23 protein-coding genes are annotated in these 25,331 nt (G+C 42.2%); 7 read left to right on the plus strand and 16 right to left on the minus strand.

Annotated elements, in window-relative coordinates:
- Positions 1-274: 274 nt before the first annotated feature.
- Together nhaA and JMX18_RS07825 are read left to right on the plus strand one after the other, a co-directional pair.
- Positions 275-1,474 (plus strand): Na+/H+ antiporter NhaA, encoded by a 1,200-nt coding sequence (nhaA, locus tag JMX18_RS07820; RefSeq protein ID WP_201586566.1) that lies wholly within the window; start codon positions 275-277, stop codon positions 1,472-1,474.
- Positions 1,475-1,612: 138 nt separating this feature from the next.
- Positions 1,613-2,923 carry an oxygenase MpaB family protein gene (locus JMX18_RS07825; protein WP_227674603.1) on the plus strand — a complete coding sequence of 437 codons (1,311 nt, stop codon included), beginning with the start codon at positions 1,613-1,615 and terminating at the stop codon, positions 2,921-2,923.
- Between the two features lie 104 nt (positions 2,924-3,027).
- Here JMX18_RS07825 and JMX18_RS07830 read toward each other — a convergent pair whose 3' ends face one another.
- Positions 3,028-3,846: an NUDIX hydrolase gene (locus JMX18_RS07830; RefSeq protein ID WP_201586570.1), complete on the minus strand. Its 819-nt coding sequence runs from the start codon at positions 3,844-3,846 to the stop codon at positions 3,028-3,030.
- Between the two features lie 313 nt (positions 3,847-4,159).
- On the opposite strand from JMX18_RS07830, the gene JMX18_RS07835 reads away from it, so the two are divergent.
- Positions 4,160-4,723 carry an NUDIX hydrolase gene (locus tag JMX18_RS07835; protein ID WP_201586571.1) on the plus strand — a complete coding sequence of 188 codons (564 nt, stop codon included), beginning with the start codon at positions 4,160-4,162 and terminating at the stop codon, positions 4,721-4,723.
- A 73-nt stretch (positions 4,724-4,796) separates the two neighbouring features.
- Here JMX18_RS07835 and JMX18_RS07840 read toward each other — a convergent pair whose 3' ends face one another.
- Entirely contained in the window at positions 4,797-7,889 is a 3,093-nt protein-coding gene (locus JMX18_RS07840) for an insulinase family protein (RefSeq protein ID WP_201586572.1), read from the minus strand.
- 465 nt (positions 7,890-8,354) lie between these two features.
- Between JMX18_RS07840 and JMX18_RS07845 the strand changes: the two genes are divergently transcribed.
- On the plus strand, positions 8,355-8,816 hold the full coding sequence (locus tag JMX18_RS07845) for a universal stress protein (protein WP_201586573.1): 462 nt from the start codon (positions 8,355-8,357) through the stop codon (positions 8,814-8,816).
- 269 nt (positions 8,817-9,085) lie between these two features.
- On the plus strand, positions 9,086-9,547 hold the full coding sequence (locus JMX18_RS07850) for a universal stress protein (protein ID WP_201586574.1): 462 nt from the start codon (positions 9,086-9,088) through the stop codon (positions 9,545-9,547).
- A gap of 190 nt (positions 9,548-9,737) precedes the next feature.
- Here the strand turns inward: JMX18_RS07850 and JMX18_RS07855 are convergent, their stop codons facing one another.
- Positions 9,738-10,700, minus strand: coding sequence for a LysR substrate-binding domain-containing protein (locus JMX18_RS07855; RefSeq protein ID WP_201586580.1), 963 nt, complete (start codon positions 10,698-10,700; stop codon positions 9,738-9,740).
- 152 nt (positions 10,701-10,852) lie between these two features.
- Here JMX18_RS07855 and JMX18_RS07860 point away from each other — a divergent pair, with 152 nt between their 5' ends.
- The gene (locus JMX18_RS07860; RefSeq protein ID WP_201586581.1) at positions 10,853-11,935 is read left to right on the plus strand and encodes a YeiH family protein; all 1,083 of its coding nucleotides are present in this window, start codon (positions 10,853-10,855) and stop codon (positions 11,933-11,935) included.
- A 201-nt stretch (positions 11,936-12,136) separates the two neighbouring features.
- Here JMX18_RS07860 and cspE read toward each other — a convergent pair whose 3' ends face one another.
- The 10 genes from cspE to JMX18_RS07910 all read right to left on the minus strand — a co-directional run bounded on the left by cspE (position 12,137) and on the right by JMX18_RS07910 (position 22,104).
- On the minus strand, positions 12,137-12,346 hold the full coding sequence (gene cspE, locus JMX18_RS07865; RefSeq protein ID WP_075102704.1) for a transcription antiterminator/RNA stability regulator CspE: 210 nt from the start codon (positions 12,344-12,346) through the stop codon (positions 12,137-12,139).
- 241 nt (positions 12,347-12,587) lie between these two features.
- Entirely contained in the window at positions 12,588-13,013 is a 426-nt protein-coding gene (locus tag JMX18_RS07870; RefSeq protein ID WP_201586582.1) for a YbaN family protein, read from the minus strand.
- Between the two features lie 343 nt (positions 13,014-13,356).
- A complete protein-coding gene (locus JMX18_RS07875; RefSeq protein WP_201586583.1) occupies positions 13,357-13,839 on the minus strand; it encodes a hypothetical protein in 483 nt (160 codons plus the stop codon).
- A 191-nt stretch (positions 13,840-14,030) separates the two neighbouring features.
- A complete protein-coding gene (locus tag JMX18_RS07880) occupies positions 14,031-15,338 on the minus strand; it encodes a VWA domain-containing protein (RefSeq protein WP_201586584.1) in 1,308 nt (435 codons plus the stop codon).
- Positions 15,339-15,451: 113 nt separating this feature from the next.
- A complete protein-coding gene (locus JMX18_RS07885) occupies positions 15,452-15,637 on the minus strand; it encodes a hypothetical protein (protein ID WP_201586585.1) in 186 nt (61 codons plus the stop codon).
- Between the two features lie 17 nt (positions 15,638-15,654).
- Positions 15,655-16,554: a hypothetical protein gene (locus tag JMX18_RS07890; RefSeq protein ID WP_227674604.1), complete on the minus strand. Its 900-nt coding sequence runs from the start codon at positions 16,552-16,554 to the stop codon at positions 15,655-15,657.
- 646 nt (positions 16,555-17,200) lie between these two features.
- A complete protein-coding gene (locus JMX18_RS07895) occupies positions 17,201-18,193 on the minus strand; it encodes a hypothetical protein (RefSeq protein ID WP_201586587.1) in 993 nt (330 codons plus the stop codon).
- Positions 18,194-18,304: 111 nt separating this feature from the next.
- Entirely contained in the window at positions 18,305-18,691 is a 387-nt protein-coding gene (locus JMX18_RS07900; protein ID WP_201586589.1) for a type II toxin-antitoxin system VapC family toxin, read from the minus strand.
- The gene (locus tag JMX18_RS07905; RefSeq protein ID WP_201586591.1) at positions 18,691-18,933 is read right to left on the minus strand and encodes a hypothetical protein; all 243 of its coding nucleotides are present in this window, start codon (positions 18,931-18,933) and stop codon (positions 18,691-18,693) included. The genes JMX18_RS07900 and JMX18_RS07905 overlap by 1 nt, the downstream gene beginning before the upstream one ends.
- 195 nt (positions 18,934-19,128) lie before the next feature.
- Positions 19,129-22,104 (minus strand): valine--tRNA ligase, encoded by a 2,976-nt coding sequence (locus JMX18_RS07910; protein WP_201586597.1) that lies wholly within the window; start codon positions 22,102-22,104, stop codon positions 19,129-19,131.
- Positions 22,105-22,355: 251 nt separating this feature from the next.
- Between JMX18_RS07910 and JMX18_RS07915 the strand changes: the two genes are divergently transcribed.
- Positions 22,356-23,540 (plus strand): formate/nitrite transporter family protein, encoded by a 1,185-nt coding sequence (locus tag JMX18_RS07915; protein WP_227674605.1) that lies wholly within the window; start codon positions 22,356-22,358, stop codon positions 23,538-23,540.
- A 49-nt stretch (positions 23,541-23,589) separates the two neighbouring features.
- On the opposite strand, the gene JMX18_RS07920 is transcribed toward JMX18_RS07915, so the two are convergent.
- The 3 genes from JMX18_RS07920 to JMX18_RS07930 all read right to left on the minus strand — a co-directional run bounded on the left by JMX18_RS07920 (position 23,590) and on the right by JMX18_RS07930 (position 25,191).
- Complete coding sequence (locus JMX18_RS07920) at positions 23,590-24,060, minus strand: YbjQ family protein (RefSeq protein ID WP_201586598.1); 471 nt, start codon at positions 24,058-24,060, stop codon at positions 23,590-23,592.
- A 51-nt stretch (positions 24,061-24,111) separates the two neighbouring features.
- Positions 24,112-24,546, minus strand: coding sequence for a YbjQ family protein (locus tag JMX18_RS07925; RefSeq protein ID WP_227674699.1), 435 nt, complete (start codon positions 24,544-24,546; stop codon positions 24,112-24,114).
- A gap of 87 nt (positions 24,547-24,633) precedes the next feature.
- Positions 24,634-25,191 carry a YecA/YgfB family protein gene (locus tag JMX18_RS07930; protein ID WP_201586601.1) on the minus strand — a complete coding sequence of 186 codons (558 nt, stop codon included), beginning with the start codon at positions 25,189-25,191 and terminating at the stop codon, positions 24,634-24,636.
- Positions 25,192-25,331 lie beyond the last annotated feature (140 nt).

The following is a 25,331-nucleotide window of genomic DNA, read 5'->3' on the forward strand; positions in this document are numbered from 1 at the left end:
ATGACTACGGGACGCTATAATATAAAAAACCAAGGCGTGGTTGATACTACTGTTCATTAAATAAAATGGTTTAATAATAAAAAAAGATATCTTATAAAATAAAAAGATATCTTATTTATCTCTAAGTATGGCTGACGCTGATTAAAAGTAGTATTTGCCGTATTTGGTTGTCTATATTGATAAAATTGTGCGAAACTAATTCGAGGTAATCTGTTGCCAACTGGCTTACAGACACTTCCCTAAGTTTACTATGTATTTAGCAAATGAGGATAGTATGGTGATAAAAAAAATCAAAGCGTTTTTTGATCTTGAAGCATCTGGCGGCATTGTTTTAGCATTGGCTGCCATTGCTGCAATGATTATTGCCAACACTCCTTTCAACACTTGGTATGTAGATTTTATTAATGCTCCGGTGGTTATTCAGATTGGCGACTTTGAAATTGCTAAGGATGCCCAGCACTGGATCAATGATGGCCTGATGGCGGTTTTCTTTTTCCTCGTCGGCCTTGAACTTAAGCGTGAAGTCTTAATCGGTGAGTTATCTAATCTAAAGCAAATTATCTTACCCGCAGGCGCAGCCGTTGGCGGTATGATCGCCCCTGCTATTGTTTATGTTCTTTTTAACTATCAAAACCCTGAATACCTTAGAGGCTGGGCTATTCCTGCCGCTACAGACATTGCTTTTGCTTTAGGTATTTTAAGCTTGCTCGGTAATCGTGTACCCAATGCGCTAAAAATATTTTTGGTCTCGATTGCTATTTTCGATGATATTGGTGCCATTTTAATTATTGCTTTATTTTATACTAGCGATTTATCAATGTTCTCATTAGGTGTAGCCGGTATATGCTTACCTATTTTATACCTCCTTAATCGCCGCAACGTTACTAGTATCACTCCCTACTTACTGGTCGGCATTATTATGTGGATTGCCGTTCTCAAGTCTGGCGTTCATGCGACTTTAGCTGGCGTATTGTTAGCGTTATTCATACCTTTATTTGATCGTACTGATCCTGAGCACTCGCCTTTAGAAGAGCTAGAACATGACCTACAAGATACGGTCTCATACGGTATTTTGCCGCTGTTCGCTTTTGCTAATGCTGGTATTTCGCTTGAAGGGGCAGGTTTCGCTGAATTGTTTCACTCGGTACCACTTGGTATTGCTGCTGGACTATTCATCGGTAAACAAGCAGGCATTATGTTTATGTGTTGGTTGATCTTTAAAGTAGGGCTCTCAACCATGCCCAAAGGCGTGAACTATAAACAAATTTACGGCGCAGCACTATTATGTGGTGTTGGTTTCACCATGAGTTTATTTATTGGCGGCCTAGCCTTCGGTGGCGCGACCCCTCTATTCGACGAGCGTCTAGGTATTATAATGGGCTCTATTGTCTCAGGTATTGCTGGTTACATTATGCTTAAAGTCACTTTAAAAGATGAAGTTAGTAGCTCTTCTGTGGACTTAACACGTCAATAATCAATGGCGAATAAATGAGATTGTACTGGCTATTAAACAGCCCGTAATAAGTTCACATTTAGCTAAATCATCACTTGAGAGGGTGATTGAAGGTGATTGTAGATATCGGGGCTGTAGATAATAAGTATGGATATGATTATGGATAAAAAAGCCAAAAACTTAGACCAAAAACATTATCAACGTCATGGGCGCACAACCACCATCAATGATCACAGTGATTTACAAGTTCTGCGCCGTATTAAACGTCACTTGTTACCCAAAGACTTTACTATATCTGCAGATTTATTAGAGGAGATAGTAGCAGGTTATGATATAGGCGATCCTATCGCTGATGCATTAGCCGCTGACAAAATACGCTTTGCTAAACCCTTACAGTCAGCTATCCTTAAGGGCGATGTTAATGCAGAGCTAGCCAATACTCCCCAGTTTATGGCATTGGTCGAGCAATTTAGCACTTATCCTGATTGGTATAATCCGCAGCTAGCAGAAGTCGGTGCTATCGCCTATCGCCGCTATCCACTCATGCTTATTTGGCTACTACGTAACGTCGCCCTTATGGCCGGTTATAGTATTCCTGCATTATCCTTGCCCCTTATTCAAACTGGAGCATTGATGCATGAGGCGCTGCCGCGATTGATGCGGACTTACGCTTATATCTTGGCGGTGTCTGAACACCCTCAGCTGCAGCCAACCTCTACTAATAATCGAGAACCTATCAGCCAAGTACTGGCTATCGGCTCGGAAGGCTGGCGGCAGTCTATTAAAGTACGCCAAATCCATACCTTAGTACGCCAAAACCTACTCAAAGGTAAAGGTAATGCGGCTACAGGCGTTATCGCTGCCGATGACCAGCATCATAATCCTGATGGCAGCTGGAATACTGACTATTGGGGCCTTCCTATCAATCAAAGTGATATGGTCGCCACTCATCTCCAGTTTTCATTACTCATTATGCGCGGTCTGCGTCTGCTTGGCGCCCGTATCAGCACGGAAGAAGCTGAAGGTATTCTGCATTTATGGAATCTTGCCAGCTATTGGATGGGGGTTGATTTGCAGCGCTTACCCAAGACTGAGACCGACTGCTGGGAATGGCTATACACCTATCTATCTATTCAGCAGCTTGATTTTAAGATGGGGCGACCGCTTGCCAAAGCCCTGCATGATTTGCCGCGTCAGCTAATGGGTGAGGATAATCGCAAAGGTCGGTTTGTGGAGATGGTTAATGCTAGTGTCACACGCACCTTGGTCGGTGATGATATCGGTGATGGTTTAGAATTGCCCAAGTCAAAAATACGCTTTGGGGTACTGTCCTCTGTGCCTATTTTATTTGCGCTTGATACCGCACGCCAACACAATCCTGTTATCGCGGATAAATTAGAAGCGTTTCGTGCTAAGCGTCAAGATAATATGAACTGGTGGCTCAAAAAGAATGACGATTACTATAAGTAATTGTACATAAAATAGCTGTGCGTAGTCATTAAAGCTAGATCGCTAAATGCCTAAAAACCGGCTATCAAACCATCATCATTTTCTATTTATAAGCTTGCCAATAATTAAGGCTTATACCTTGAGTCTTGTAAGCCCAACTCTTTTAGATGGTGATCCTTTTCAAGATATTTTTTTATATGCTCATTTTCTAAGCTATCTTCTTGAATCTGGTAGTACCAATCCAGTTGTCGATCAAATCCTGTCTCTAGTAGACTCGCTATGACGCGTCCGGTTAAGCCCCAAACTATCTCGCCATCGACTTGCCAGCTCGGCGTCAGTATGGTCGCCGTCTGTCTTTGCATAGTATATTCGATAGAATACTCAACCGTTGGCTGAGTAATAAGAGCCTCAAAATCTGCCCAAAAAATACGGGCAATCTCGCCAGGCTCAGGGGACAATGGCAGATCAGGCTCAATCAATGCTACGATAGGACGCACACTCATGCCGCTTTTGGAGGTTTGCATCGGTAACTGACCCAATAGTTGTACCTTATTAGGGGGTAACGCCGTTTCCTCATAAGCTTCTCGTAGGGCGGTAAATACATTGTTATAATCGCCGATATCATACTTACCGCCTGCACAGGATACTTCCCCTGCATGGCTGGTCATGTGTGCGGCGCGGCGAGTCAACAAGAGCTTTGGTTGCTTCTCATTAGTGATGGCCACTAGGATAGAAGCGTCGGCGATTGGCGCTTGATATAAAGTGTCCAAAATAAGGGCGCTATGCGCAATATCATCGGTTTGCTGGTGTAATGATTGCTTGGTCGTATCTAATAGTTCTGTCTGTATACGCTCAGCCAACTGTCTAAGCAAAGGCTGTTTAATATAGGCCGGTAGCGCTACTGCCAACTCATCAAAGCTTGCAGAATGTCTAAATATTGCCATTATTATTATCCTATTTATTTAACTAGAGCTTGTCATCCTTTAGATTATGCATTAAAAGTGCCCGTTAATAATATATTCTAATGCGGCACCATTAGTTATCTTATCATGTCATCGAACCATTGTTATTGACTTGGTAGACTACCAAAACTTATCACTCTATACCTTCATCAATAGCGTTGAGGCATGTTATTTATTATTAGTATGTGACGTGTTGCTGTTATCCCCTCTCCTCACTATCAATATTTGTGTTATCTTAAGATAAAAGAAAATATAAATCCTAAAACCTACTCTTTTCAATAAAAAGGCAGTCGATATGCAATATTGTCTACAATGCGGTCATGAAGCTGAACGTAAAATACCCGCTACTGATAATATGCTGCGTTTGGTATGTCCAAACTGTGGTTATATTCATTATGAGAACCCAAAAGTGATTTGCGGCTCGTTAGTCGTGTACAAAAATAGAGTATTGCTGTGTCGCCGCGCTATCGAACCTCAGTATGGGTTGTGGACGATACCGGCAGGCTTTATGGAAAACGGCGAAACCATTGCTGAAGGCGCTGCCCGCGAAAGCTTTGAAGAAGCAGATGCCGTCGTTATCAATCCGCATTTATACTGTCTTTATGATATACCTGATATTGGTCAAATCTACGTTATCTATCTATCCGAGCTCAAAGATGGCGCTTACGGTATTGGCTCTGAAAGCTTAGATTCTGCCTTATTCAGTGAAGAAGATATCCCGTGGGATAAAATCGCCTTTGAAGCGGTTCGCCGCACTTTAACCAGCTACTTTGCCGATCGCAAAAAATTTGATAACCCTGCCGACTTCCCTATTCATCAAGACTATATTGGCAAAGACCTCAGTATCAAACGCTATTAATAGCTTTACCATTAATAAAAAAAGCCAAGCATCATGCTTGGCTTTTTGGTTCTTGATTCTAATGATGGTCAAATTAGCTGTTGATTTTACAGACCTTAAAGCCTAAGTTTTTGACCGCTTCTTCTTTATCATATGGCGCTAACACGGCACGTACATGGTCTTGACCTTGCAAGTATTGCTTGGCAACCCGCTGTAGATCTTCGATAGTAACGGCCAAAATCGCTGCACGCATTTTGCGCTGCCAGTCAGCACCTCGGTTATGCAAATCAGCGAAGCAGGCTTTGACCGCCTCCCCAGCTGGCGATCCAGGTTTATCCATACCGGAGATAATGCCTAAGATAGCTTCTTCTAATTGCTCATCGGTTTGGGGCTCATTAAGCAGCCATTCAATGCTGGCGTCAAAATGCGCAAAGGTCTCAGTGCAATGAGGATCACGATAGCTAAAGAACTTAAAAGCACAAGCGTTAGCATCATAACCCGCTCCGCCGCCATAGGCACCGCCGCGCTCACGGATAGCGCTATGCAAATAGCCATTACGCAAATAAGGCGCTAATACCATGAGCGGCGCGGTATCAGGATGATCAGCCGCAGGAGCGGTATAGACACTAGCATTATGATAAACATTGGTCGCAACCAACCATGCCAAATCCTCCACCTCGATGCTAGCGCCGCTCTCAATAGCTTTAACGGCGTCTTTTTCACCATCTAAAGCAGGATCTAATTTAAGCTCAGCAAATTCTTGGGGGATGTTGTTCTTAGCTTGCTTATCAGTTGCGCTCTCATTTTTATGGCTAGCTTTTGCTACTGAACCTGCTGTTTTATTATCCTGCCAGCTATCTACAATCAGGCTACTTAAACGCTCAGTTTGCTCGGGCTCACAAACAATGAGAGCATGCTTGGGTAAGCCAATTAGACGCTGATGTAAATCCATCAAACTACTGGCCAGTTGATCCCATAGTGCACTATCATTACTGGCGTTACCCAAAAACGCTTTGAGCGCATTTAAGGCGGGTAAGCCACTACGCACATATTCAAGGTGCGCCTGCCGACTCATACCACGGCTAGCCGTTTGCATCGCATACGCATGGCCAGCACTGGCAAGGCGGGATTGCCAACTAGCCGCACGCTGCTGCAAGATCTCTTTGATACGATCATGCTCAGTAAAGACGCTATGCTCCATGACCTCTTTGAGCAGATCTATCGCTTCTACTTTACGGTTCAATGCTCGAGTTGCCACTACAAAATAGCTACTGATCTCTTGATTGTCGTCGATAGCAGTACGTTGACTAATGCGCGCGGTCACTCCAGAGGAGTGCGCTGCTTGCTTGGCTTGCAGCTCGTAAGCGTCCATTGTGTCCGTACCCAGCTCTGATATTAGGCTGAGATAAATCGGCAGCAAGGGGTGATTAATAGCGTCGTTTGCTGGGAGCGCTTCTGCATTGCTGTCATTAATAGCATCGGTTAACGGCACTATCACCTGATAGTAATATAAGCCATTGGTTCCGGCTTCATACTGGAATAAAGTACTGGCTTTGCCACTGAGCTCCACCTGCTTTTGGCTACCTTCTTTAAAGCTGATATCCGTTGGAATATCCTCTAAACCCACCTTTGGCAATAAACTCAAATCATCAGGAGCGGCCTGACGCGCTGCTAAATCAAGCGCTTGTTTATGCAAAATATCTTTATCATCAGCGGTTAGATTCATCGCAATAGTATCAAGGCGTACTTGTTCAGCGGCGGCTAACCGAGCTGACTTTTCGCTATCAGGAACCATCGTCAAGCGTACACGGTGGTTGTTGTCTAGCAGATGAGTCTTGATCAAATTGGGCAACCACTGCTCGTCTTTTACCTGCTCTCGTAACCACGCTAGATGCTCGTCAACCTCCCAAACATCAAGTGGATTACCATCATGAATGGCGGTACTAAAGCCCTCTAACATGAGATTAAGTCCATAAGGCATACCGTCACCGCCGATATGGCGCTGATCAATCTCAATTTGATGCAAGATAGTCTCAATGGTTTCATTATCAATCGGCTGGTTGGCAACTTGGGTTAGCAAATCGATAATACCCTGCTCAACCGCTTCAGCATGCTCCGGCTCTGACCCACGCAGACCAGTATAAAACACCATTTCATAATGACTGTCATCCAGCCCTAATAGTGGACTGGGCGCTTTACCTAGCGGATGGCTGTCTAAATAAGCCCGCAATGGCGAACCAGCATGCTCAACCAGCACCCCTTCTAATAGACGTAATGCTAAACGCTGCTTGGGATCGGTAATCGCAGGCAATAACCAAGCCACCACATGGTGGGTCTGATTCGCTCCGACCTCATCTGCCGTATAAGTCTCAGTGACGCTAATGGGCGTAGATAGACGCTGCTCTGGGCGCGATACGTGCTTTTTGCCCGCTGCAAATTGCACCAGCGCATCTTCATGTATTTTCGCTTGCGTCTCCGCGACCGGAATATTGCCAAAGCTCATAATAACGCTATTTGCAGGATGGTAGTGGCTTTGATGAAACTCAAGCAGCTCATGATGGCTTAGATCTGGAATATCAGCAGGATCGCCGCCAGAATTATAATGATAAGTGGTGGTTGGGAACAAATGATGCGCCACGGCATGATAAAGCTGATCAATCTCGCCGCTCATTGCCCCTTTCATCTCATTGAATACGATACCTTTAAACTGCGGTTTGTCATTCTCGTCCAATTCAACTCGAATACCTTCTTGCGCAAAGTCGAGCGGATGAATATTAGGAAAGAACGCCGCATCAAGATAGACCTCAAGTAAATTAAAGTAGTCATTCTTGTTTTGAGTCGCATACGGATAGGCGGTCCAATCGGCGGCGGTCATGGCGTTCATAAAGGTATTCAATGAGCGTTTGATCATCGAAAAAAACGGATCACGTACCGGAAACTTCTCCGAGCCACATAGAGCCACATGCTCTAAAATGTGCGCTTCACCTTTGGAGTCCATCGGCTGGGTGCGAAAACCTACTAAAAAGGCATTTTCGTCACTCGGGTGTGCCAAATGGTAATGCATTGCACCGGTCTTGACATGCTGGCTGATCAGCACATCCATCGATAACGCCTCGATATGGCGATGTTCAAGCAGCTCAAAGGCAGGATGTAAGGTTAAGTCAGCGGTAAATGCAGTGTCAGTCATAATGTTCCTTGTAGATTAAAAATATAGCTTACAAAAAGCAGCTTAAAAAATGCCCTAAATAGCAGGGTGAAAAGTAAAAAATGATGAAAGTTATAATTATAAGAAGTCACTTATAGGTGTTATGAATTCAGACGTTATAAATCACCTATAAATTCATAAGTATTAGCCTGTCAAAATAGATGGGGCTAGGCTGCTGATAAGTCAAGTTTAGCGACTTTAAAGAACTATCCTGACGGTAATTATTTCACTTTAAAAATCCACAAACGGCTATTCAGAAGGAGGTTACGCACGCCGTGTTTAACTTGGTTCAGCCGATAAAAAGCTTATACCAATAACTTTCCCTTAGTTGTTTTGCATAAACCATTTTGCATAAACTATATAGACAAGATGGCAACCTTTGATACCTTAACAAAGGCTAATAGTAATGCTACTCTATTATAAAGCCATTTTTAAAAGGAGTTTCTTATGAGTTATAAACACATTTTATTGGTCACCGATTTGTTATCTGATGCTGATATTGTCGCTCAACGCGCCAGAAGCATCGTTGCTAATCGTCCAGAGTCCAAATTATCCGTACTGCATATCGTTGAAGACGATATGGTGCGCTTTGGCTATGAGCTAGTTCCGGCCTCCAGCTTAACTGGAGAAAAAGATGGTGAACAATGGCAGGAAGCACGTGCAAAGCTGGCTAAATTTCTTGAGCGTAATGATTTACAGGCAGTCAATACCAAAGTCACTGCTGCTATCTCAAACGACAAAGGTATCGTCAACTATTGCCACGAAAACGATGTTGATCTATTGGTCATTGGACGCCATGAGCGCCGCGGTATCGCCGCTTGGTTAGTAGGTGCTACGGCTGATAACATTCTCCCTAACGTACCTTGTGATAGCTTGGTGGTCAAACTTGACAAGCCTGTAGCAGAATAACTGTAAAGCTACTATTGTATTGACTGATAGTTGTATTGGCTGATAGTCAAAAATGAGCGTATCGTATAGGTAAATGTACGATACGCTTTTTAATAGCTGCCTAAATGTTATAAAAACTCTACATAAATTCGAATAATAAAAATTTAACCCGTATTAAAGATAAACCATCAACTAAAACCTTCATATAAAGCATGAGATAGTGAGCAGCTACTTAACAGTCGTCAGTAGTAATGCTATAGTTAAAGCTATCTGACACAAGGATTATCACTATGACTTACCAACATATTCTATTAGTCACAGATTTACTCTCGGATGCCGATATTGTCGCCCAAAGAGCCAAACATATCGTTGCCAATCGCCCAGAGTCTCGACTATCAGTACTGCATATTGTTAAAGACACCATGGTTGGTTTTGGCTACGAGTTGGTGCCAGCTTCAAGTCTATATGACGAAATTGATGACGAGCGTTGCCAAGAAGCTCGTGCGAAACTGGCCCAGTTCTTACAACGTAATGGTCTAGAAGTAGTGAACTCCGAGGTAACCACCGCCATCTCTAGTAGTGAAGGCATTGTTAATTATTGCCATAAAAATGACGTCGATCTGCTGGTTATTGGACGTCATGAACGTCATGGCCTAGCAGCATGGTTAAGCGGTGCTACGGCCGACAATATCTTGCCAAACGTTCCTTGCGATAGCTTGGTGGTGAAACTTGATAAGCCTGTAGCAGAATAAAGCTAGGTCAATAAGTAGCAATACAGCTCTCCTCTTGCTAGGAATTGTTGCTATAAAAACAACATAGGGCTACTGGAAGTAATTTTGCGCAGCCTTTGTGAGGAGTACGCAAACAGCCAGCAAGGCAAATTTATACCAGTAGCACCTTCAAATCTATTTAACAGTTTTAATTTCAACTAACTATAAATGACTATTCCTGCTTGATAATATCAATAAAGGTCTGCCATATTGGACTTTGATGACGAGCTTTATGCCATACCAGCCACCAAGTCCGTGACAAATCTATTCCGAGCACTTTTACCTGTACCAGCTTGCCTGTTGCTAGTTCATTTTCAATCACATGCTGCGATAGACATCCAAGCCCAATATCAGCGCTGACCATATGCTTGATTGCTTCCGATTGCTGAATAGCCATAATGACCTCTGAATCTGGTAGATACTTTAGTAGTTGCTCATCAATAATCTGCCTAGTCCCTGAACCAGCTTCCCGTACCAATAATGGTAATTTTGCTAACTGCGTCACACTGAGCTCATAGCAGTCATCGACTTTATTATAAGTCTCTGTTTCTATAAGCCATCTGCTATCACGTTTGGCAAACACCATTAGAGTATCGGTACGCCAAGCCCGCTGCTCCAGCACCTTTATATCATTAGGTCGCGGCACCCCTTCTACTAAAGCAATGTCAATATTTAATTGCTCAACCTCATTAATCACCTCTTGAGTATTGGCTATATAAACATCCACACTAGCGGCGCTGTTATGAGTAGCACTATCACTAGCAGAGACTCTGTTATATAGCTTTGCAATCAACGGCGGCAATACATAGTTGCCAATAGTCGTACTAGCCCCTATATGAATCTGACCGGCTTGATGCTTATGGTAATGCTCAAGCGTCAAGGATTGCTCCAAAATCGCTTGCGCTTGGACATAAACCGGATAAGCATTAGGGTGTCGATTCAGTCTACGACCTACTCTCTCAAACAATGGCATCTGCAATCGAGATTCGAGCGCCGTCAATGCACTACTGATAGCCGACTGCGACAAATGCAGCGCTGCACTGGCAGCACTGGTGCTACCTGTCTGATAAATGCTCACAAAAATAGCCAATTGCTTTAAAGTAATCTTCGGTAAAACTTGCTGCGGTTTTTTCATAGTTTTTATACCGTTCACTAGACATCGGCTTATTAACCTAAAAAACCGATAGTTTCTATCTTATTAATCTGTTTTTATTATAAATGAGCTTGCCTTATACTGTCCATTCATAAGTATATGCCTATTTCGATTATCCATAAGATGAGTTTTTTATGAGTGCTTTTAGCCAATCCTTAATTAGCTATTTTCCCCGTAAACAGCACTTAGTAGGGTTGATGGTGGTATTAGTAGGGAGTGTGTTTTGTTTATGGCTCAATAATAGCTTAGATAGTTGGTCAAACGGGCGACTTATCGGCTTGTCATCATTAACGCTAGCCATCTTGATAGGTATACTGCTGGGCAATACGATTTATCCAAAATTTTCTGAGGGTCTTGAGGATGGGGTTAACTTTGCAAAAGGTCAAATACTGCGGCTCGCAATCATGTTCTACGGTTTTAAGCTTACCTTTACCCAAGTAGCTAGTGTCGGGATGCCCGCCGTTATCAGTGACGCCTTAGTACTCACCTCGACTTTTTTATTGACCTATTGGATAGGCACAAAATGGCTCAAAGTTGATAAAAAGACGACTCTTTTAATTGGTTCAGGCGCCAGTATTTGCGGAGCAGCTGCGGTGATCGCTGCCGAGCCCGTAGTAAAAGCTGAGGCGCATAAGGTCACTATTGCGGTGGCAACGGTAGTAGTATTCGGCACCATTGCTATGCTGCTCTATCCATTTTTGTATCATTTGGGCTGGCTGCAACCGTGGTTAAGTCCACAAGATTATGGGGTATATACCGGTTCGACGGTGCATGAAGTGGCACAGGTGGTGGTCGCTGGTAACGCTATTAGTAGTGATGTCGGTGATACCGCTGTGGTGACTAAGATGATTCGAGTCATGATGCTAGCGCCATTTTTACTGATACTATCCTTCGCTTTGACCCAAGGCAGCAGCGAGAACGGCGACAAGCCCACACTCCTCAGCCGTATTCAACAAGTCAAAGTGCCTTGGTTTGCCTTCATTTTTATCGCTATTGTGCTACTACATACTTGGCTACCAATGTCTAATAGCTTTGAGAACACTATGGTGCGGTTAGATGATTTATTACTGACTATGGCGATGTTTTCTTTAGGTTTGACCACTCATTTGAGCGCTATTAAACAAGCTGGGATAAAACCCTTGATACTAGGAGCAATTATGTTTGGCTGGTTGCTACTGGGGGGTGGACTTATTAATGTTGGAATTAGCTTTATTTAGTGGTTATAAGTTATAACCTTAAAAAAACCCTTAAGCTATTTCAAATAATAGCTTAAGGGTGGTTAATAGTTACTATAATTGATGAGCGAGACTTTAACTTACCCTAATTACAGCCTAAATATGAGCTAAAATGACAAATTTTAGACGAAAAAAAACGAACCCTTAGGTTCGTTTCTTAAACATCTACTTATCTAATTAAAATTAGATAGCAACGATGTTATGTGCTTGTGGGCCTTTTTGGCCTTGAGTTACAGTGAACTCAACTTCTTGGCCTTCAGCCAAAGTTTTGAAACCAGAACCTGAGATTTCGCTGTAATGAGCAAAAACGTCGGCGCCGTTTTCTGGAGCGATGAAACCAAAGCCTTTAGCTTCGTTGAACCACTTAACTGTACCTTTTTGAGTATCAGACATACTAATAATCCTACTTTTTAATTTATTGGTGGTCTAATTGACCGGTAACGCTTGCAAATAGCTACTGAACGATAAATATTAAAACGAAGGATTATAACTAATACTACGAGGTAATGATTTGTGCAGAACTGCTCTTAAGCTTGTGTGTATTATAGGGATGGTTTTGGGTTTGCGCAAGTCTTATAACAGACTTTTATGTAACTAAATGATAAATATTTATTTTTTTGCATATAAATGAATATTAATTAGCATTTGGCAACCTAAATAAATAGATGGCTACTCCTGCACAGACTGCTGCCACCACCCATGCTACCCATAAAATATCAGCCGGCAAACGATAAAATAACATAGCCGATGATATCGCCATCATAATAGTGGCCAGCCATTTAGCGTAACGCGGCACCGCATGGTTTTCTTCCCAATCACGGACAAACTTACCAAAGTATCTATGATTAATTAGCCAAAAATGAAAACGTCTTGAGCTTCGTGCCCAGCAACCCGCCGCTAAAAGTATAAAAGGCGCGGTCGGCATGACTGGTAACGCAATACCTATGATGCCCAAAACGAAAAACATCCAGCCCAATATAACAAACGTCCAACGCAGCGCAGCGCTGTTAGATTGATTGGTCTTGGGCCGATAATAAAAAGCTTTTTTCTTTTCGGTCATGGTTTTATTAAGGATATTGTTTATGTTAATGGACAATAGTTGTGGTACAGAGATATAAGCTGGTCTAAGCCCTTAAGGATGCAAGAAATCATAGTAAGGAGCAAGATTGTTTTTGCGTCTTTATGTCGCTCTTTGATAACAAAGTAATTTTTTCATTAAGGGTTAATCTTATACCTAATAGACTGCGCTTACAAACCACTCCTCAGTTCACTTTTTATAATCATAAAAATAAAATATAGCTTAAATGAAATGAGTTCATTTATTAAAAAAACCGCTCGTAGTCTAAAACTAAAGCGGTTTTTTCATTAAAGCGGCTGTAAATACTGCTAAGTGAGTAAAAATATCATAGCGAGCAAAGCGGCTCTAAAGTCGGCTTATAAATATAAGCATACTCTTGACCATCAGGGAGCACTCGTTGTAACTCAGGATCGCTGTAGCTTTGATTGAGCATTAACACCTGCTTAGGCGCAAGTCTCACCACTTTAATCTCCGAGAATACCGGCTCATTCTCATACTGCAATCCGACTGCCGTCGGGTTCGGTTTTAGTTTATATTTCTCTACTGCTACCTGCTGATAACTGCCATCAGCGTTACACTTAAAGCGATAGTTATAGGTCATGCCATCTCGAAAGCTCACCACCCCAGCTTGACCATTGATCTTTGAAGTCATGGCCCAGTAGCCTTCATAGATCTCTTGCGGCAGCTGATAGTTATTATTGACTTGATTATTCGGAGTCGATGGCGACATACCAGTGCTGGCACAGCCTGATAACAGTAAAGCACCCGTTAGCATGGCGGCAGCTGATAACTTAAAACGATAGCTCATAGTTAATCCTTTAATAGTAATGAGTAAATAATAGTGATCGTATCTTAGCGTAGCTTACAGGTTCTGGCAGATTTAAAGCCTTACAGTAAAGGTCTCTTTAAATAGTAGTACCGCTACACTTACTTTTAATCTTAGCACTCTAAATATAGTAATAGTGTGTTTTTTTGAGCTATTATTTTTAGGCTTGATTGCTATATCGTCGCCACCAACCCTATCTTTCGTGCTTCTTTCAGCCAGCTTGGAAACTCTTCTAACATATTCTCATACAAAGCGTCTTCGCTAATATCGTCTAAATCATCCAATTCAAAAAAGCTGCAATTATCAAGTAGTCGTCCAGTCATGTTATCTAAGTCTTTTAAAATGCCATAACTGCGCCCGCCCAAACCCACGAATTGCCAAAATATCGGTAGCTTTGCAGCTTCCGTCATTATTTTGGTGATACCGCGAGTATCACGCACACCGCCATCACTGATAAATAAAATATAAACTGGCACGTTAAGTCCGTCATTCTGATAAAAGTCAGTGACGGCTTTCATTACTCCAGCTTCATTATTGGTGCGTGCGCCCAGCTCCCATTTACGCCAACCACCTTGGACGGTATCGATAAAGTCAGCGTAGTTATTAAGTCCAGCCTCACCTAAATATGAGCAGTGTTCACCGAATGCCCAACAGTCTAACGCTTGGTCATCGTCAAAGCTGACGGCTAGTGGCAATAAGCGATTGACCACTTCTTGTACGCGTCCTTGTTTATATTGTTGATGCATTGAACCTGTCGCATCCAATACTAAGGCAACCTTAGCGGTTAGTTGCTGTAATTGGCGTTTTTCTAAAGATATAGTAGCTTTTTTGGCAAGGTTGACGAGCTTTGGGGCTTGCTCTAACATCACCTTTTCTAAAGCGACTTTTGAGGTATTTACTTTAGGTGGTTGCGGAGCTGGTGAAGCGACATTTCCGCTATCATCCTCTGCTACATCACCACCGAAGTGCTGCACTATCGCAGCTAAGCCACCGTTAAACCCTTGTGCGACGTTGGCTAAGCGCCAAACTCCACTTTTACGATAAATTTGCATGAGCATACTGGCTTGCTGCTGAGCAAAGTCTGCTGCTTGGTAGTGCGCTTGTGCTTTTTGGGCTTGTTGCCAAACGCCTATTTCTAACGATTGGATTTGATTGAGTGGCGTATCGGCTGATAACACGAAATATAAACTATCTATATTAGCAGCTAGTTTGGATAAGTTAATCTCAAACTCGGCTTGAATGCCTTTGTCGGTACTGGGCTGCGATTCATAATGAGTGAGCTTAATTTGTCCACAGGGCGAGGTTGGCTGATTATAAAACACCATGTAATCATCGTTTATCAGCTTGCCTGCACTATCTAAGGCAAAGCAGCTAACGTCTATCTCTATCGGACTTTGACGGGTGAATTTTAGAGTTATTGGTAAAGTTACGTCGATGTTGAGATTGCTTAGAGGTAGGCGTTGTCCGATGGTTAGGTTCATGGTGTTCCTTGCGTTAGAGTGTTATGCTTTTAAAAACAATAGATTGATTAATGATATTAAAAAGCCGCTCACAGCAAGGACTGAAGCGGCTTCAATTAAAATACAACAAGTAGTTAACTTATTTGCATATCACGACTACATATTCTACTTTCCAAATTACTCTCTTTTCTATGCTCTGCACTTCCCAAAAATGCTGATAAATATCTAATAGATTCATGTCTTTTAGCAATTTTTTCAGGGTTTACTTTATGACTACTTTGTGAAGAAATAATCACTCTTACTTTAGTCTTTGAATCCATGACATATACTCCTTAAATTAGGACTTACTTTTATGCTGCTTCATTGCTAACAAGTAAAGCTCCAACTCTACCCGATCGCCTATCTCATCTAAAATCATAGACATTTGATTTGCTTCAATTATATCAGTTGGTTGGCACAAGTATGTTCCATATGATACAACAGAAAAGACATACCTGTAAGTAACGTCTTGAATTTTAATTGTAACTGGTTTACAGTAAATTGAGCCTATGTTATTAGATTCTTGAGAACGTTCTGACTGAAGAAATACTTGTTGGAAAATACCTTCATTTAAATCTGCTAAAAAAATAGGTACACCATTATCTATAGCTTTCCTTGCCAAAGAATCACCTTTCATCAAGGTATTAGCACTCGTGTGACTTCTTTGATGGTCTAATTTCAAAATAAACCGCCAATTTTCATTATCACTTCCGTCTTTTGCTACGCTACTTAATATGGTTACTGCCAACTGATTGCGATTAACGCCCCAGAACTCAAAAAAACCACTTAACTGATTCATTATGAATTTAATCTGATCTTGGGGATGTGTAATCTCTTGAAAGAAATTAACACGTCTACTTTCTGTTTTTAATCTTGTTGCTTTTTCATAAAATCTGTTCTTTTTAGTCGTTACAATACTTCTTATAAGACCAATAAATCTTTGTAAAACAAGCTCATTCTCTTTTTTATTCTTATCTGACATATAGTCATAATACGCTTTAAACAGAACACTTATTACGGTAGCGACTATTAAAAACTTATAAAAATTTCCGTGTGCTTCTTTATTTAAGGCTATCCAATCCCATTCATCACCCCAAATATCTAGAGTAGTGTAATACAAAAATAGGAAAATCGATAAAACTGAACTTAACCATGAAGTCTTAAAAATATGTTCAAATTTTTTCAGAAGTTTTTTCAAAGTCTATCCTAAATAATATTTCTTAATATGTGATTATAATTAAAAAAATAAGTCTATCCAAAACCCTTGAAAATTCACTTAAAATAGTATATTCATCATCAATATAATCACATCCATTTTATGCACTTTAAGCGATAAAATTGCACCACGAAAGCTGATAGATAATATCATACAAATATCTAGCTATAGAATAATAATAGAGGTTGAGAGAGAAATCTATCTAATACTAAATAAAAAAACGCCATCATAAATTATGACGACGTTCTTTTTTAATACAGATATTTACGTTTCAATTATAAAGCCTTTAATTTCTCAATCTGCGCCGCTAGAATCTAGGAAGTGATCATTTACCTCGAACATAAGCTACTTTTCATTTATGGCTGTTACTCTATTTAAAATTTGTGGACAGATTATTGTGTGCAGTGCGTACTTGCGCGAGGGACGAGCGCCGAGCAAAGCCTTTAAAAAAACACCGTCTCATGCATCGCATATTTCTATAGTTTAAAGAACTCCAATGCTGAGGCCATGCTCTTTAAGCTTTTGCTTTTTTCTTCTCTGAAACTTAGCCAATTCAGTTCTTTCAGTATCAACCACCTCAACAGATACCTCACCAACAAATTTTCAAACTAACAAAGCAACTAACATATTAGCCCAACAACTGACTACTTTCTACCTCTATTCTCAATCCATCAACAACCATATTGATCTTACTCGACAACTCAATCTCTTCCTTATTATAATCACCCTTCTTAAATAACGCCTTCGACTTCTTCGCCGCCTTGATATAAGCACTATTCTTATAGAGTGCTGCGGTGACTTCTCGATTTATACTAGCCAGCTGATTCAGATAGGACTCTAACTCTCTGTTGTTAGTATTAAGCAGAATAATAGTGTTCTCTAGCTTTTCTGAGTTGTCTAAAATAGCTTTTATCTTTTCTATTAGTGCCTTATCTTGCTGCTCAAATTTCTTAGTATTCGCACGTGATTTGAAAGTCGAGAATGCAACTATAGGGATAATCATGATGGCTAGAACCAGTAAATAACTCATGAGAGTCGTACCGCTACCGCCCAAGGCTAATAGTAGAAACCAGATGACCATTATGATTAACAGTCCTGCCATAATCCCAGTGAATATCGTAAATGACGGGAACCATGTTTTGAGCCGAGCGACTTTAGTAAAGCCAAGGCCATCAATCATATTAACTTGACTGTCTATTTTATCGGTATTTTTGAGCGCTTCTATTACTTCTCTTATCAGTGCCACGTCAGTGACTAAGCGACTACTCGCCTTTAGCTCTTTTATGGTCAATGAGATGTTTTGCTCTAACTTGGCGATACCTACGTTTATCTGCTCTTGTAGCTCGGTGACTTTATTAAAGATATAACTATATTGCTCATAGGTATTATCATACGAGTTGCGACTTTTTATCGACGCTTCATGATGACCTAAAGTCGCCAAATACAGCAGCGTACTTTTAAAATCGCTTTCATAATACTCTTGTCTATCGTAGGTAATATTAGAGTAAGTCTTGAGTTGTTTATATTTTGGCGAATCTTTTTGCTTGCTTTGATGTATGAGATAGCCAACGATAGCTAGTAGCAAAGCTACGATGACAAGCTTGAGATAAATACTATCCATAAGCGTTTTCCGGTTTTGATAAGGGGTTATGGATAGCGCTAACTATAGCTAGTTAATTATAAATTAAGCAAAATATTGACTTCTTTAACTTGGCATAGGGAATCTATACAACTAAGCCTTCTTAACACTCAGATCATACTTCCAAATTGACGCATCATGCGTAATCAAAGTCAAATCTTCATCTAAAGCCTGAACTATCAGCAGCCTATCAAAAGGATCTTTATGATGACTTGGAAGGCTCTCTAACAACAGAGTATGCTTAGAGAGTACAGGCAATTCAATAAAACCATGCTCAAGCATCTGCTCATATAGTTTTACGCTATCAACCTGAAAATTACTCTTATCAAGCTGGTTTTTAATAGCGATTTCCCAAAAGTTAACCGCGCTAAAGTAAATGTCATAATCAATATTTTTTAGTATCGACTTAACAGAGGGATTGATTTTATCGGGACTATTTGCCAGCCAAAGTACTATATGAGTATCAAGAAGATAACCCATCACTCTACCCCAAACAAATCTTGCACTCGCTCATCGCCCCAATGAATATCGTCCGGCACCGTCATCTCACCTTGCATAAACCCAAGTTTTCGTTTTTGCTTAACGCCTTGAGTATCTTCTGACGTATCTTTTTCTACAGGCGATAATACCGTGACAATCACTTGCGCAGAAGTGACCAATGGCGGTGTATCTAACCATTTGATTTTTCCTTCTTCTATCACTGCTCGATAACTATTTAGCATGACGAATCTCACTTATATTATTTCTGCTTATCACTCATCTTATAATCATTCTACGCTTTTTGCTAGAAAGTCATAATATAAGCACTGCGCGAGCGCCGAGCGAAGCTTTTAAAGAACACCGAGCAATGACCCGCATATTTGCCCCCTATTAAAGAACTCAATGCTGAAGCCATGCTCTTTAATCTTTTGCCTTTTTTATAAAGCCTTCAACTCTTCCATCTGCTTATCCATAGTCTTAAGCTGCCCTTCTAGCTCAGCCAATTTTACCTTCTCAGCCTCAACCACTTCAGCAGGCGCTTTACTGGTAAAGCCTTCATTACTCAGCTTACGTGAGATGCCGTCCGCTTGCTTTTGTAGCTTCTCATAGGATTTACCTAAACGCTTAAGCTCGGCGGTTGGATCGATTAGTCCTTTCATCGGGACAAGGACGCGCAGTTGCCCGACCATACTGGATGACGATAGTGGCACCTCATCGCCTTCTTTGAGTGTTTCCAAACTATCGACTTTCGCCAGCGCCTTAAACTGGTTCTTAATCCGTGCTAGGCGCTGCTCTTCCTCGTCAGAGATGTTTTGTAGCAGCACGGGCAAGCGCACGGCATTACCCAGTTTCATTTCACCACGGATATTACGCACACTGGCGATAAGCTGTTGTAGCCAGTCCATATCGGCTTCGATTTGCTCGCTGATTTTGTCAGGATTGGCGGTTGGATAATCAGCAATGACGATGCTATCGGTATTTTTACGTTCTAAAAGTGGCGCGATGGTTTGCCAAATCTGCTCGGTCAGGTACGGCATGATCGGATGGGTAAAGCGCATCGAGGTCTCAAGCACATGCAACAGCACGTAGCGAATTTGTGCTTTACGCGCGTCCGATACTGAGTCGTCATTCAGACTGGCTTTGGCAAGCTCAACGTACCAATCGCAGTATTCGTTCCAAATAAAGTCATAGATATCATGGCTGACCATATCGAGACGATACTGGGCAAAATGTTGATGGATACTAGTAATTGTCGAATTCAGACGGCTGACGATCCATTTTTCGGGTAGCTCCCATACTTCGGTATTGACGCTTTGGTCGATTGGTAGCGCATTGCCTTCTTTATCTACGCAGTTCATCAACACAAAACGGCTGGCGTTCCAGATTTTATTACAGAAGTTGCGATAGCCCTCGACCCGCTTGAGATCAAAGTTAATATCACGTCCCGTACTGGCTAAAGAGGTAAAGGTAAAGCGCAGTGCGTCCGTACCGTAGGCGGCGATGCCTTCAGGGAACTCTTTACGGGTTTGCTTTTCGATCTTGGCAGCGTCTTTGGGGTTCATCATGTTGCTGGTACGTTTTTCGACCAAGCTTTCAAGGTCGATACCATCGATAATATCAATAGGGTCTAAGACGTTACCTTTGGATTTGGACATTTTTTGACCTTGTCCATCACGCACCAAACCATGCACATAAACGGTTTTGAACGGGACTTGCGGACTGCCATCGTCATTTTTCACAAAGTGCATGGTCATCATGATCATGCGCGCCACCCAAAAGAAGATAATGTCGAAGCCAGTAACCAAGACGCTAGTCGGATGGAAGGTGTCCATGACTCGAGGATCAGCGCTGTCATCTGCCCAGCCCAGCGTACTAAAAGTCCAAAGACCGGAGCTGAACCAAGTATCGAGGACGTCATCGTCTTGACGCAATTTGACATCATCACTCAAGTTATATTTGCTACGGACTTCTGCCTCATTACGCGCCACATAAATCTCGCCGGTCGCATCGTCATACCACGCCGGAATACGGTGCCCCCACCACAATTGACGGCTGATACACCAGTCCTGTAGTCCATTCATCCAGGCCATGTACATGTTTTTATACTGCGCAGGGACAAACTCAATACGCCCATCTTCTACCGCTTCAATCGCAGGCTGAGCCAGCTTTTCAACCGCTACATACCACTGATCGGTCAACCACGGCTCCACGATGACCCCACTACGGTCACCACGTGGCGCTTTTAGTTGATAGTCTTCAACTTCCTCGAGCCAGCCCTGTGCTTGCGCTTGCGCTACCAGATGTTTGCGAGCACTAAAACGCTCAAGCCCAGCATAGCTATTGCCTAAATGGTCGCTAGGGGTCGCCTCTAATGTCGGCTCACGGGTTTGCAGATCAGGATAAACCTCCATCTCTGGCAAAATATTGGCATGTGCATCTAACACATTGATCAGCGGTAAGTTATGGCGGCGACCCAGCTCATAATCATTAAAATCATGAGCAGGAGTAATTTTGACACAACCGGTACCAAAGTCGCTCTCGACATAATCGTCGGCAACGATAGGTACGACACGATTGGTGATTGGTAAGGTAACGGTTTTACCGACCAAATGGGCGTAACGCTCATCACTAGGGTTGACCGCAACCGCCGTATCACCCAGCAGAGTTTCTGGACGGGTAGTCGCTACAATTAAATAGTCTTTGCCATCTTGAGTACGCAAGTCTTTATCGGTGAAGTGATAACGAAAGTGCCATAGATTGCCTTTTTCGTCATGGTTTTCGACTTCCAAATCAGAAAGCGCCGTCTGAAACTTAGGATCCCAGTTCACCAGACGTTTACCACGATAAATCAAACCGTCATCGAATAGGCGCACGAACACTTCTTTTACCGCATTAGACAGCCCTTCATCCATAGTAAAGCGCTCACGCGACCAATCTACCGAGCTACCCAAACGGCGAATCTGACGGCTAATATTATCACCCGACTCTTCTTTCCATTCCCACACCTTGTCAATAAAAGCTTCACGGCCAATATCATGGCGCTTGATGCCCTCGGCATTGAGGCGACGCTCAACTACCATTTGGGTGGCGATACCGGCGTGATCACTACCCGGCTGCCACAGCGTATTGTCGCCATCCATACGGTGATAACGGGTCAGCGCATCCATAATCGCATTATTAAACCCGTGCCCCATGTGCAGGGAACCTGTGACATTAGGCGGTGGCAAAGCGATTGAAAACGACTCATCTTTATCAAAAGTGGGCTGAAAGTAACCACTTTCTTCCCAGCCTTGGTACATGCCCGCCTCAACCTCGCTGGGGTTATAGGCATTCTCAAGTTGACCTAAGGCGGCTTGGATGGACTGGGTTAAATGACTTGGGTTAGCAGTAGATTTAATGTTAGATTGGCTCATAAGTATGGTCTTTATCATTTTTTGATTGGTAAGTTTTTGCTTAAAAATAAGCGCAAAATTAGTAGTAAGTTGATTTTAACGCAGATAGCATTATTTTGTTAGATGCGAAGGTCATTTATAGGGTTAGAAGTCTCTGATTAAACAATTAACAACATCAATCGCCCTCTACCCTCATATAATAGGGTGACGCTATGCGCTAGCATAAGCATTATTTCTCTTAAAGCTATTTTATAATTAACAGCGAGTTTAAAGTGTCCCAAAATACTGAGAACCAAGACCAAGCCAAAATTGACTTTTTAGCAGAAGATCCTTCAGCTACTGATGACTCTAATGATGATAATACACCAAGCGATGAACAGCAGCGTGATGATCAAGAGTACGACCATAAAAAAGAAAATGCAGATAAGTCTGATACTGAAAATGATGACGACAATAGCGATGAAGAAGGTGGTGCAGATGAAGATCAAGATAGTGAAAACGAAGATGAGGGTGAAGCTACTGAGAATCTAAAGGATGAAGACTTTCCTGAAGAATTCAGCGAAGAAGACAAAGAAAGTATCAAAAAAGTTGCCAGCGATGATAATTTAAGTAAGGCTAAAAGCTCGGCTAGTATTTTATTTGAGCAATTCCTTGATGCTAACGAAACCTTCAAACGCTCACTAAGCTCGCTGTTTACCAGCGCCTTTACCGCTGGACTTGAGCTTGGTATCAGCTTTTTTATGATATTAGCCGCTTTTGCTTTATTGGTCGACGTGCTACCTAACGAATATGCGATGGTGCTATCGTCATTACTCTATCCTATCGGCTTTATCATTGTGGTCATTGGTCAATCGCTATTGTTCACCGAGCAAACCTCCTTATTGAGCTTACCGGTGTTGAATAAAGTAGAGCCCCTCAGCAGGCTGCTGCGCTTATGGGGTATCGTGATCGCCGGTAACCTCGTGGGCGGTTGTATTTTTGCTGCCTTAATGATGGGCTTGGGGTTAAATATGCAGCTGTTTACCGTTGCTGATATTGACGCTTATGCTCACCATGTTTTGGGCTTTGACTGGTGGATTATCTTTGGTAGCGCTATTTTAGCAGGCTGGATGATGGGCGTAGCTGCGTGGCTAGTAACCTCCGCACGCGACACCATTAGCCGCATAGTACTGGTCACCCTTATCACCGGTAGCATTGGGTTTTTGGGACTGCACCATAGTATCGTTGGCAATATCGAGGTGTTTTCTGCTTTACTTTATGGCGAGAGCGTCAGCTTTTTAAATTATCTAGTATTTCTAATCGTAGTATTAGCGGGTAATACTGTAGGCGGGGTGGTGTTCGTAGCCGTCCTCAAAAACCGAACTTTCTTATTTGATATTGCCAAAGTGAAAGAAGAAAGCGCCGAGGATAAGAGAAATAAAATAGCCCGTTTAAATAGTGGTGAGCCTAATAACTGATAGCAGCGCCCTAATAAACTATAAATTTTAAAGCTTACATCATTATATCTTAGAGGCTTTCAATACTCATCACCGCGGTGCCATAGGCAATTGCTTCGACCATACTGCCGAGCTGATTGACGTTGGTAACTTCAAAACGTAAACCGTAGATATAGTTATAGCCTTTAAGATGTGCTTGGGTACGCATACGTACTACGGCCTCACGGCGAGCTCGATCAAGCAGGGTCTCATAAGTGATTAAGTTGAGTCCAAATAAGCTCATTACCCGAGCAATCACCATTTTGAAGTAATCCTGGGCAATTACTACGCTACCCAGTACCAACTCGCCTTCGCTATGTGCTGCTAATTTAGGTCGATAAAAACGCTCAGTAGATACCGTAATATGACTAAGCTCTTGCTCTGAGAGTAGCAAACGCTCTAAATGCTGACGCTCGTGACGGGCACCAAAATACCAACCGACTACAAACAAGACGATAAGCGGCGCATAATTAATCAGCATCTGCGTAACAGAATTATTCATAACACGTCTCTTATCATAGGAAGCGGTAGGATTGCCCTAATGTTAAATGGATTAACCAAAAGGATTGAAGCGTGGCAAATCATCAGTTGGCGCAGGCTGCGTGGGTTGATTAGACGGATGATGGTCATCGGAAGGTGGGTAAGGGGGATGTTGGTAGGACTGCTGTTGCACCGGTATTGCCTTGACTGCTGTACCATAAACAAACAGCTCTGATGCGCCTTGGGCAATACTAGAGGTCGAAAAACGCAAACCAACCACAGCATCTGCTCCTAACGCTTCCGCCTTGACCACCATACGATCTATCGCTTCTTGGCGTGACTCTTCCAATAGCTCAGTATAAGCGGTCAGCTCGCCGCCCACGATATTTTTGAGACCAGCGAATAAGTCTTTACCGACATGTTTTGAGCGTACTGTACTACCATAGACCACATCCAAACGCTCGGTAATTTGATGATTGGGTAAATGCTCAAGATTGGAGAGTTGCACAGTCATGGTTTTGCCTTATCGGTGAACTTCAAAGTTAAAATAATACTTATAGGGGACTAAAGTGCTTCAGTTACTTTAGTAGCTCCTTTAGTCATTGGTATGAAACAATAAGAACAGCTCAGTTAAGTTACCTTCAATACTATTGGCCATTTGTGCCAACTTATCGTTATCTTGACGCATTTGAGCCAGCTCTGGATCTTCATCATCAATACCGCTAAGCACGATCATAGGCAAGGTCAATACCGCTACATCCTCGCTAGTGTCTTCATCTGCAAACCAATCGCTGGCTTCATCGCCATACATAGCATCTACAAAACCAATCGACCAAGCGACAATGTCAGACTCGTCAGAGAAATCAACAGCAACCTCTTCATTACCGGCGTCTTCACCAAAAGGGAGTTCAATAGGGGTCTCGTTTTTGAGCTCAGACTCAATAGCGGCACGCCAGCGCTTAATCCCATCGATTACGTTTGCTGGAATCTCACTGACATGACCTTCAAATAGCGCATCGATCCAGTTAGGTAGTTCAGGACCAACGACGGTAGCGGTCAAAAAGCCATGAGTGGCAATACTATCAAGCACATATTGGCTCTCTTGATTGTCTAGATAGTCTAATAATTCATCAAAACTTAAAGGGTTACTCATAATATGATTATCCTTGGGTCGCAAGCTTCTGCTTAAAAAGTGAGCTTGCGATTGAACATTAGGTGATCAGCAGTACTTTTAATAGAAACTTCTTAATAAAAACTTTTTATCGAACTTTCACTAGTTTCTTTAATGGACTA

It is taken from the genome of Psychrobacter jeotgali (assembly GCF_904846315.1).
In the GTDB taxonomy this organism is placed as follows: Bacteria; Pseudomonadota; Gammaproteobacteria; order Pseudomonadales; family Moraxellaceae; genus Psychrobacter; species Psychrobacter jeotgali.

Bases quoted from the DNA above. Each gene is read 5' to 3' on its own strand.
- nhaA (WP_201586566.1), top strand. From the start codon at position 275: ATGGTGATAAAAAAAATCAAAGCGTTTTTTGATCTTGAAGCATCTGGC.
- JMX18_RS07825 (WP_227674603.1), top strand. From the start codon at position 1,613: ATGGATAAAAAAGCCAAAAACTTAGACCAAAAACATTATCAACGTCAT.
- JMX18_RS07830 (WP_201586570.1), bottom strand. From the start codon at position 3,846: ATGGCAATATTTAGACATTCTGCAAGCTTTGATGAGTTGGCAGTAGCG.
- JMX18_RS07835 (WP_201586571.1), top strand. From the start codon at position 4,160: ATGCAATATTGTCTACAATGCGGTCATGAAGCTGAACGTAAAATACCC.
- JMX18_RS07840 (WP_201586572.1), bottom strand. From the start codon at position 7,889: ATGACTGACACTGCATTTACCGCTGACTTAACCTTACATCCTGCCTTT.
- JMX18_RS07845 (WP_201586573.1), top strand. From the start codon at position 8,355: ATGAGTTATAAACACATTTTATTGGTCACCGATTTGTTATCTGATGCT.
- JMX18_RS07850 (WP_201586574.1), top strand. From the start codon at position 9,086: ATGACTTACCAACATATTCTATTAGTCACAGATTTACTCTCGGATGCC.
- JMX18_RS07855 (WP_201586580.1), bottom strand. From the start codon at position 10,700: ATGAAAAAACCGCAGCAAGTTTTACCGAAGATTACTTTAAAGCAATTG.
- JMX18_RS07860 (WP_201586581.1), top strand. From the start codon at position 10,853: ATGAGTGCTTTTAGCCAATCCTTAATTAGCTATTTTCCCCGTAAACAG.
- cspE (WP_075102704.1), bottom strand. From the start codon at position 12,346: ATGTCTGATACTCAAAAAGGTACAGTTAAGTGGTTCAACGAAGCTAAA.
- JMX18_RS07870 (WP_201586582.1), bottom strand. From the start codon at position 13,013: ATGACCGAAAAGAAAAAAGCTTTTTATTATCGGCCCAAGACCAATCAA.
- JMX18_RS07875 (WP_201586583.1), bottom strand. From the start codon at position 13,839: ATGAGCTATCGTTTTAAGTTATCAGCTGCCGCCATGCTAACGGGTGCT.
- JMX18_RS07880 (WP_201586584.1), bottom strand. From the start codon at position 15,338: ATGAACCTAACCATCGGACAACGCCTACCTCTAAGCAATCTCAACATC.
- JMX18_RS07885 (WP_201586585.1), bottom strand. From the start codon at position 15,637: ATGGATTCAAAGACTAAAGTAAGAGTGATTATTTCTTCACAAAGTAGT.
- JMX18_RS07895 (WP_201586587.1), bottom strand. From the start codon at position 18,193: ATGGATAGTATTTATCTCAAGCTTGTCATCGTAGCTTTGCTACTAGCT.
- JMX18_RS07900 (WP_201586589.1), bottom strand. From the start codon at position 18,691: ATGGGTTATCTTCTTGATACTCATATAGTACTTTGGCTGGCAAATAGT.
- JMX18_RS07905 (WP_201586591.1), bottom strand. From the start codon at position 18,933: ATGCTAAATAGTTATCGAGCAGTGATAGAAGAAGGAAAAATCAAATGG.
- JMX18_RS07910 (WP_201586597.1), bottom strand. From the start codon at position 22,104: ATGAGCCAATCTAACATTAAATCTACTGCTAACCCAAGTCATTTAACC.
- JMX18_RS07920 (WP_201586598.1), bottom strand. From the start codon at position 24,060: ATGAATAATTCTGTTACGCAGATGCTGATTAATTATGCGCCGCTTATC.
- JMX18_RS07930 (WP_201586601.1), bottom strand. From the start codon at position 25,191: ATGAGTAACCCTTTAAGTTTTGATGAATTATTAGACTATCTAGACAAT.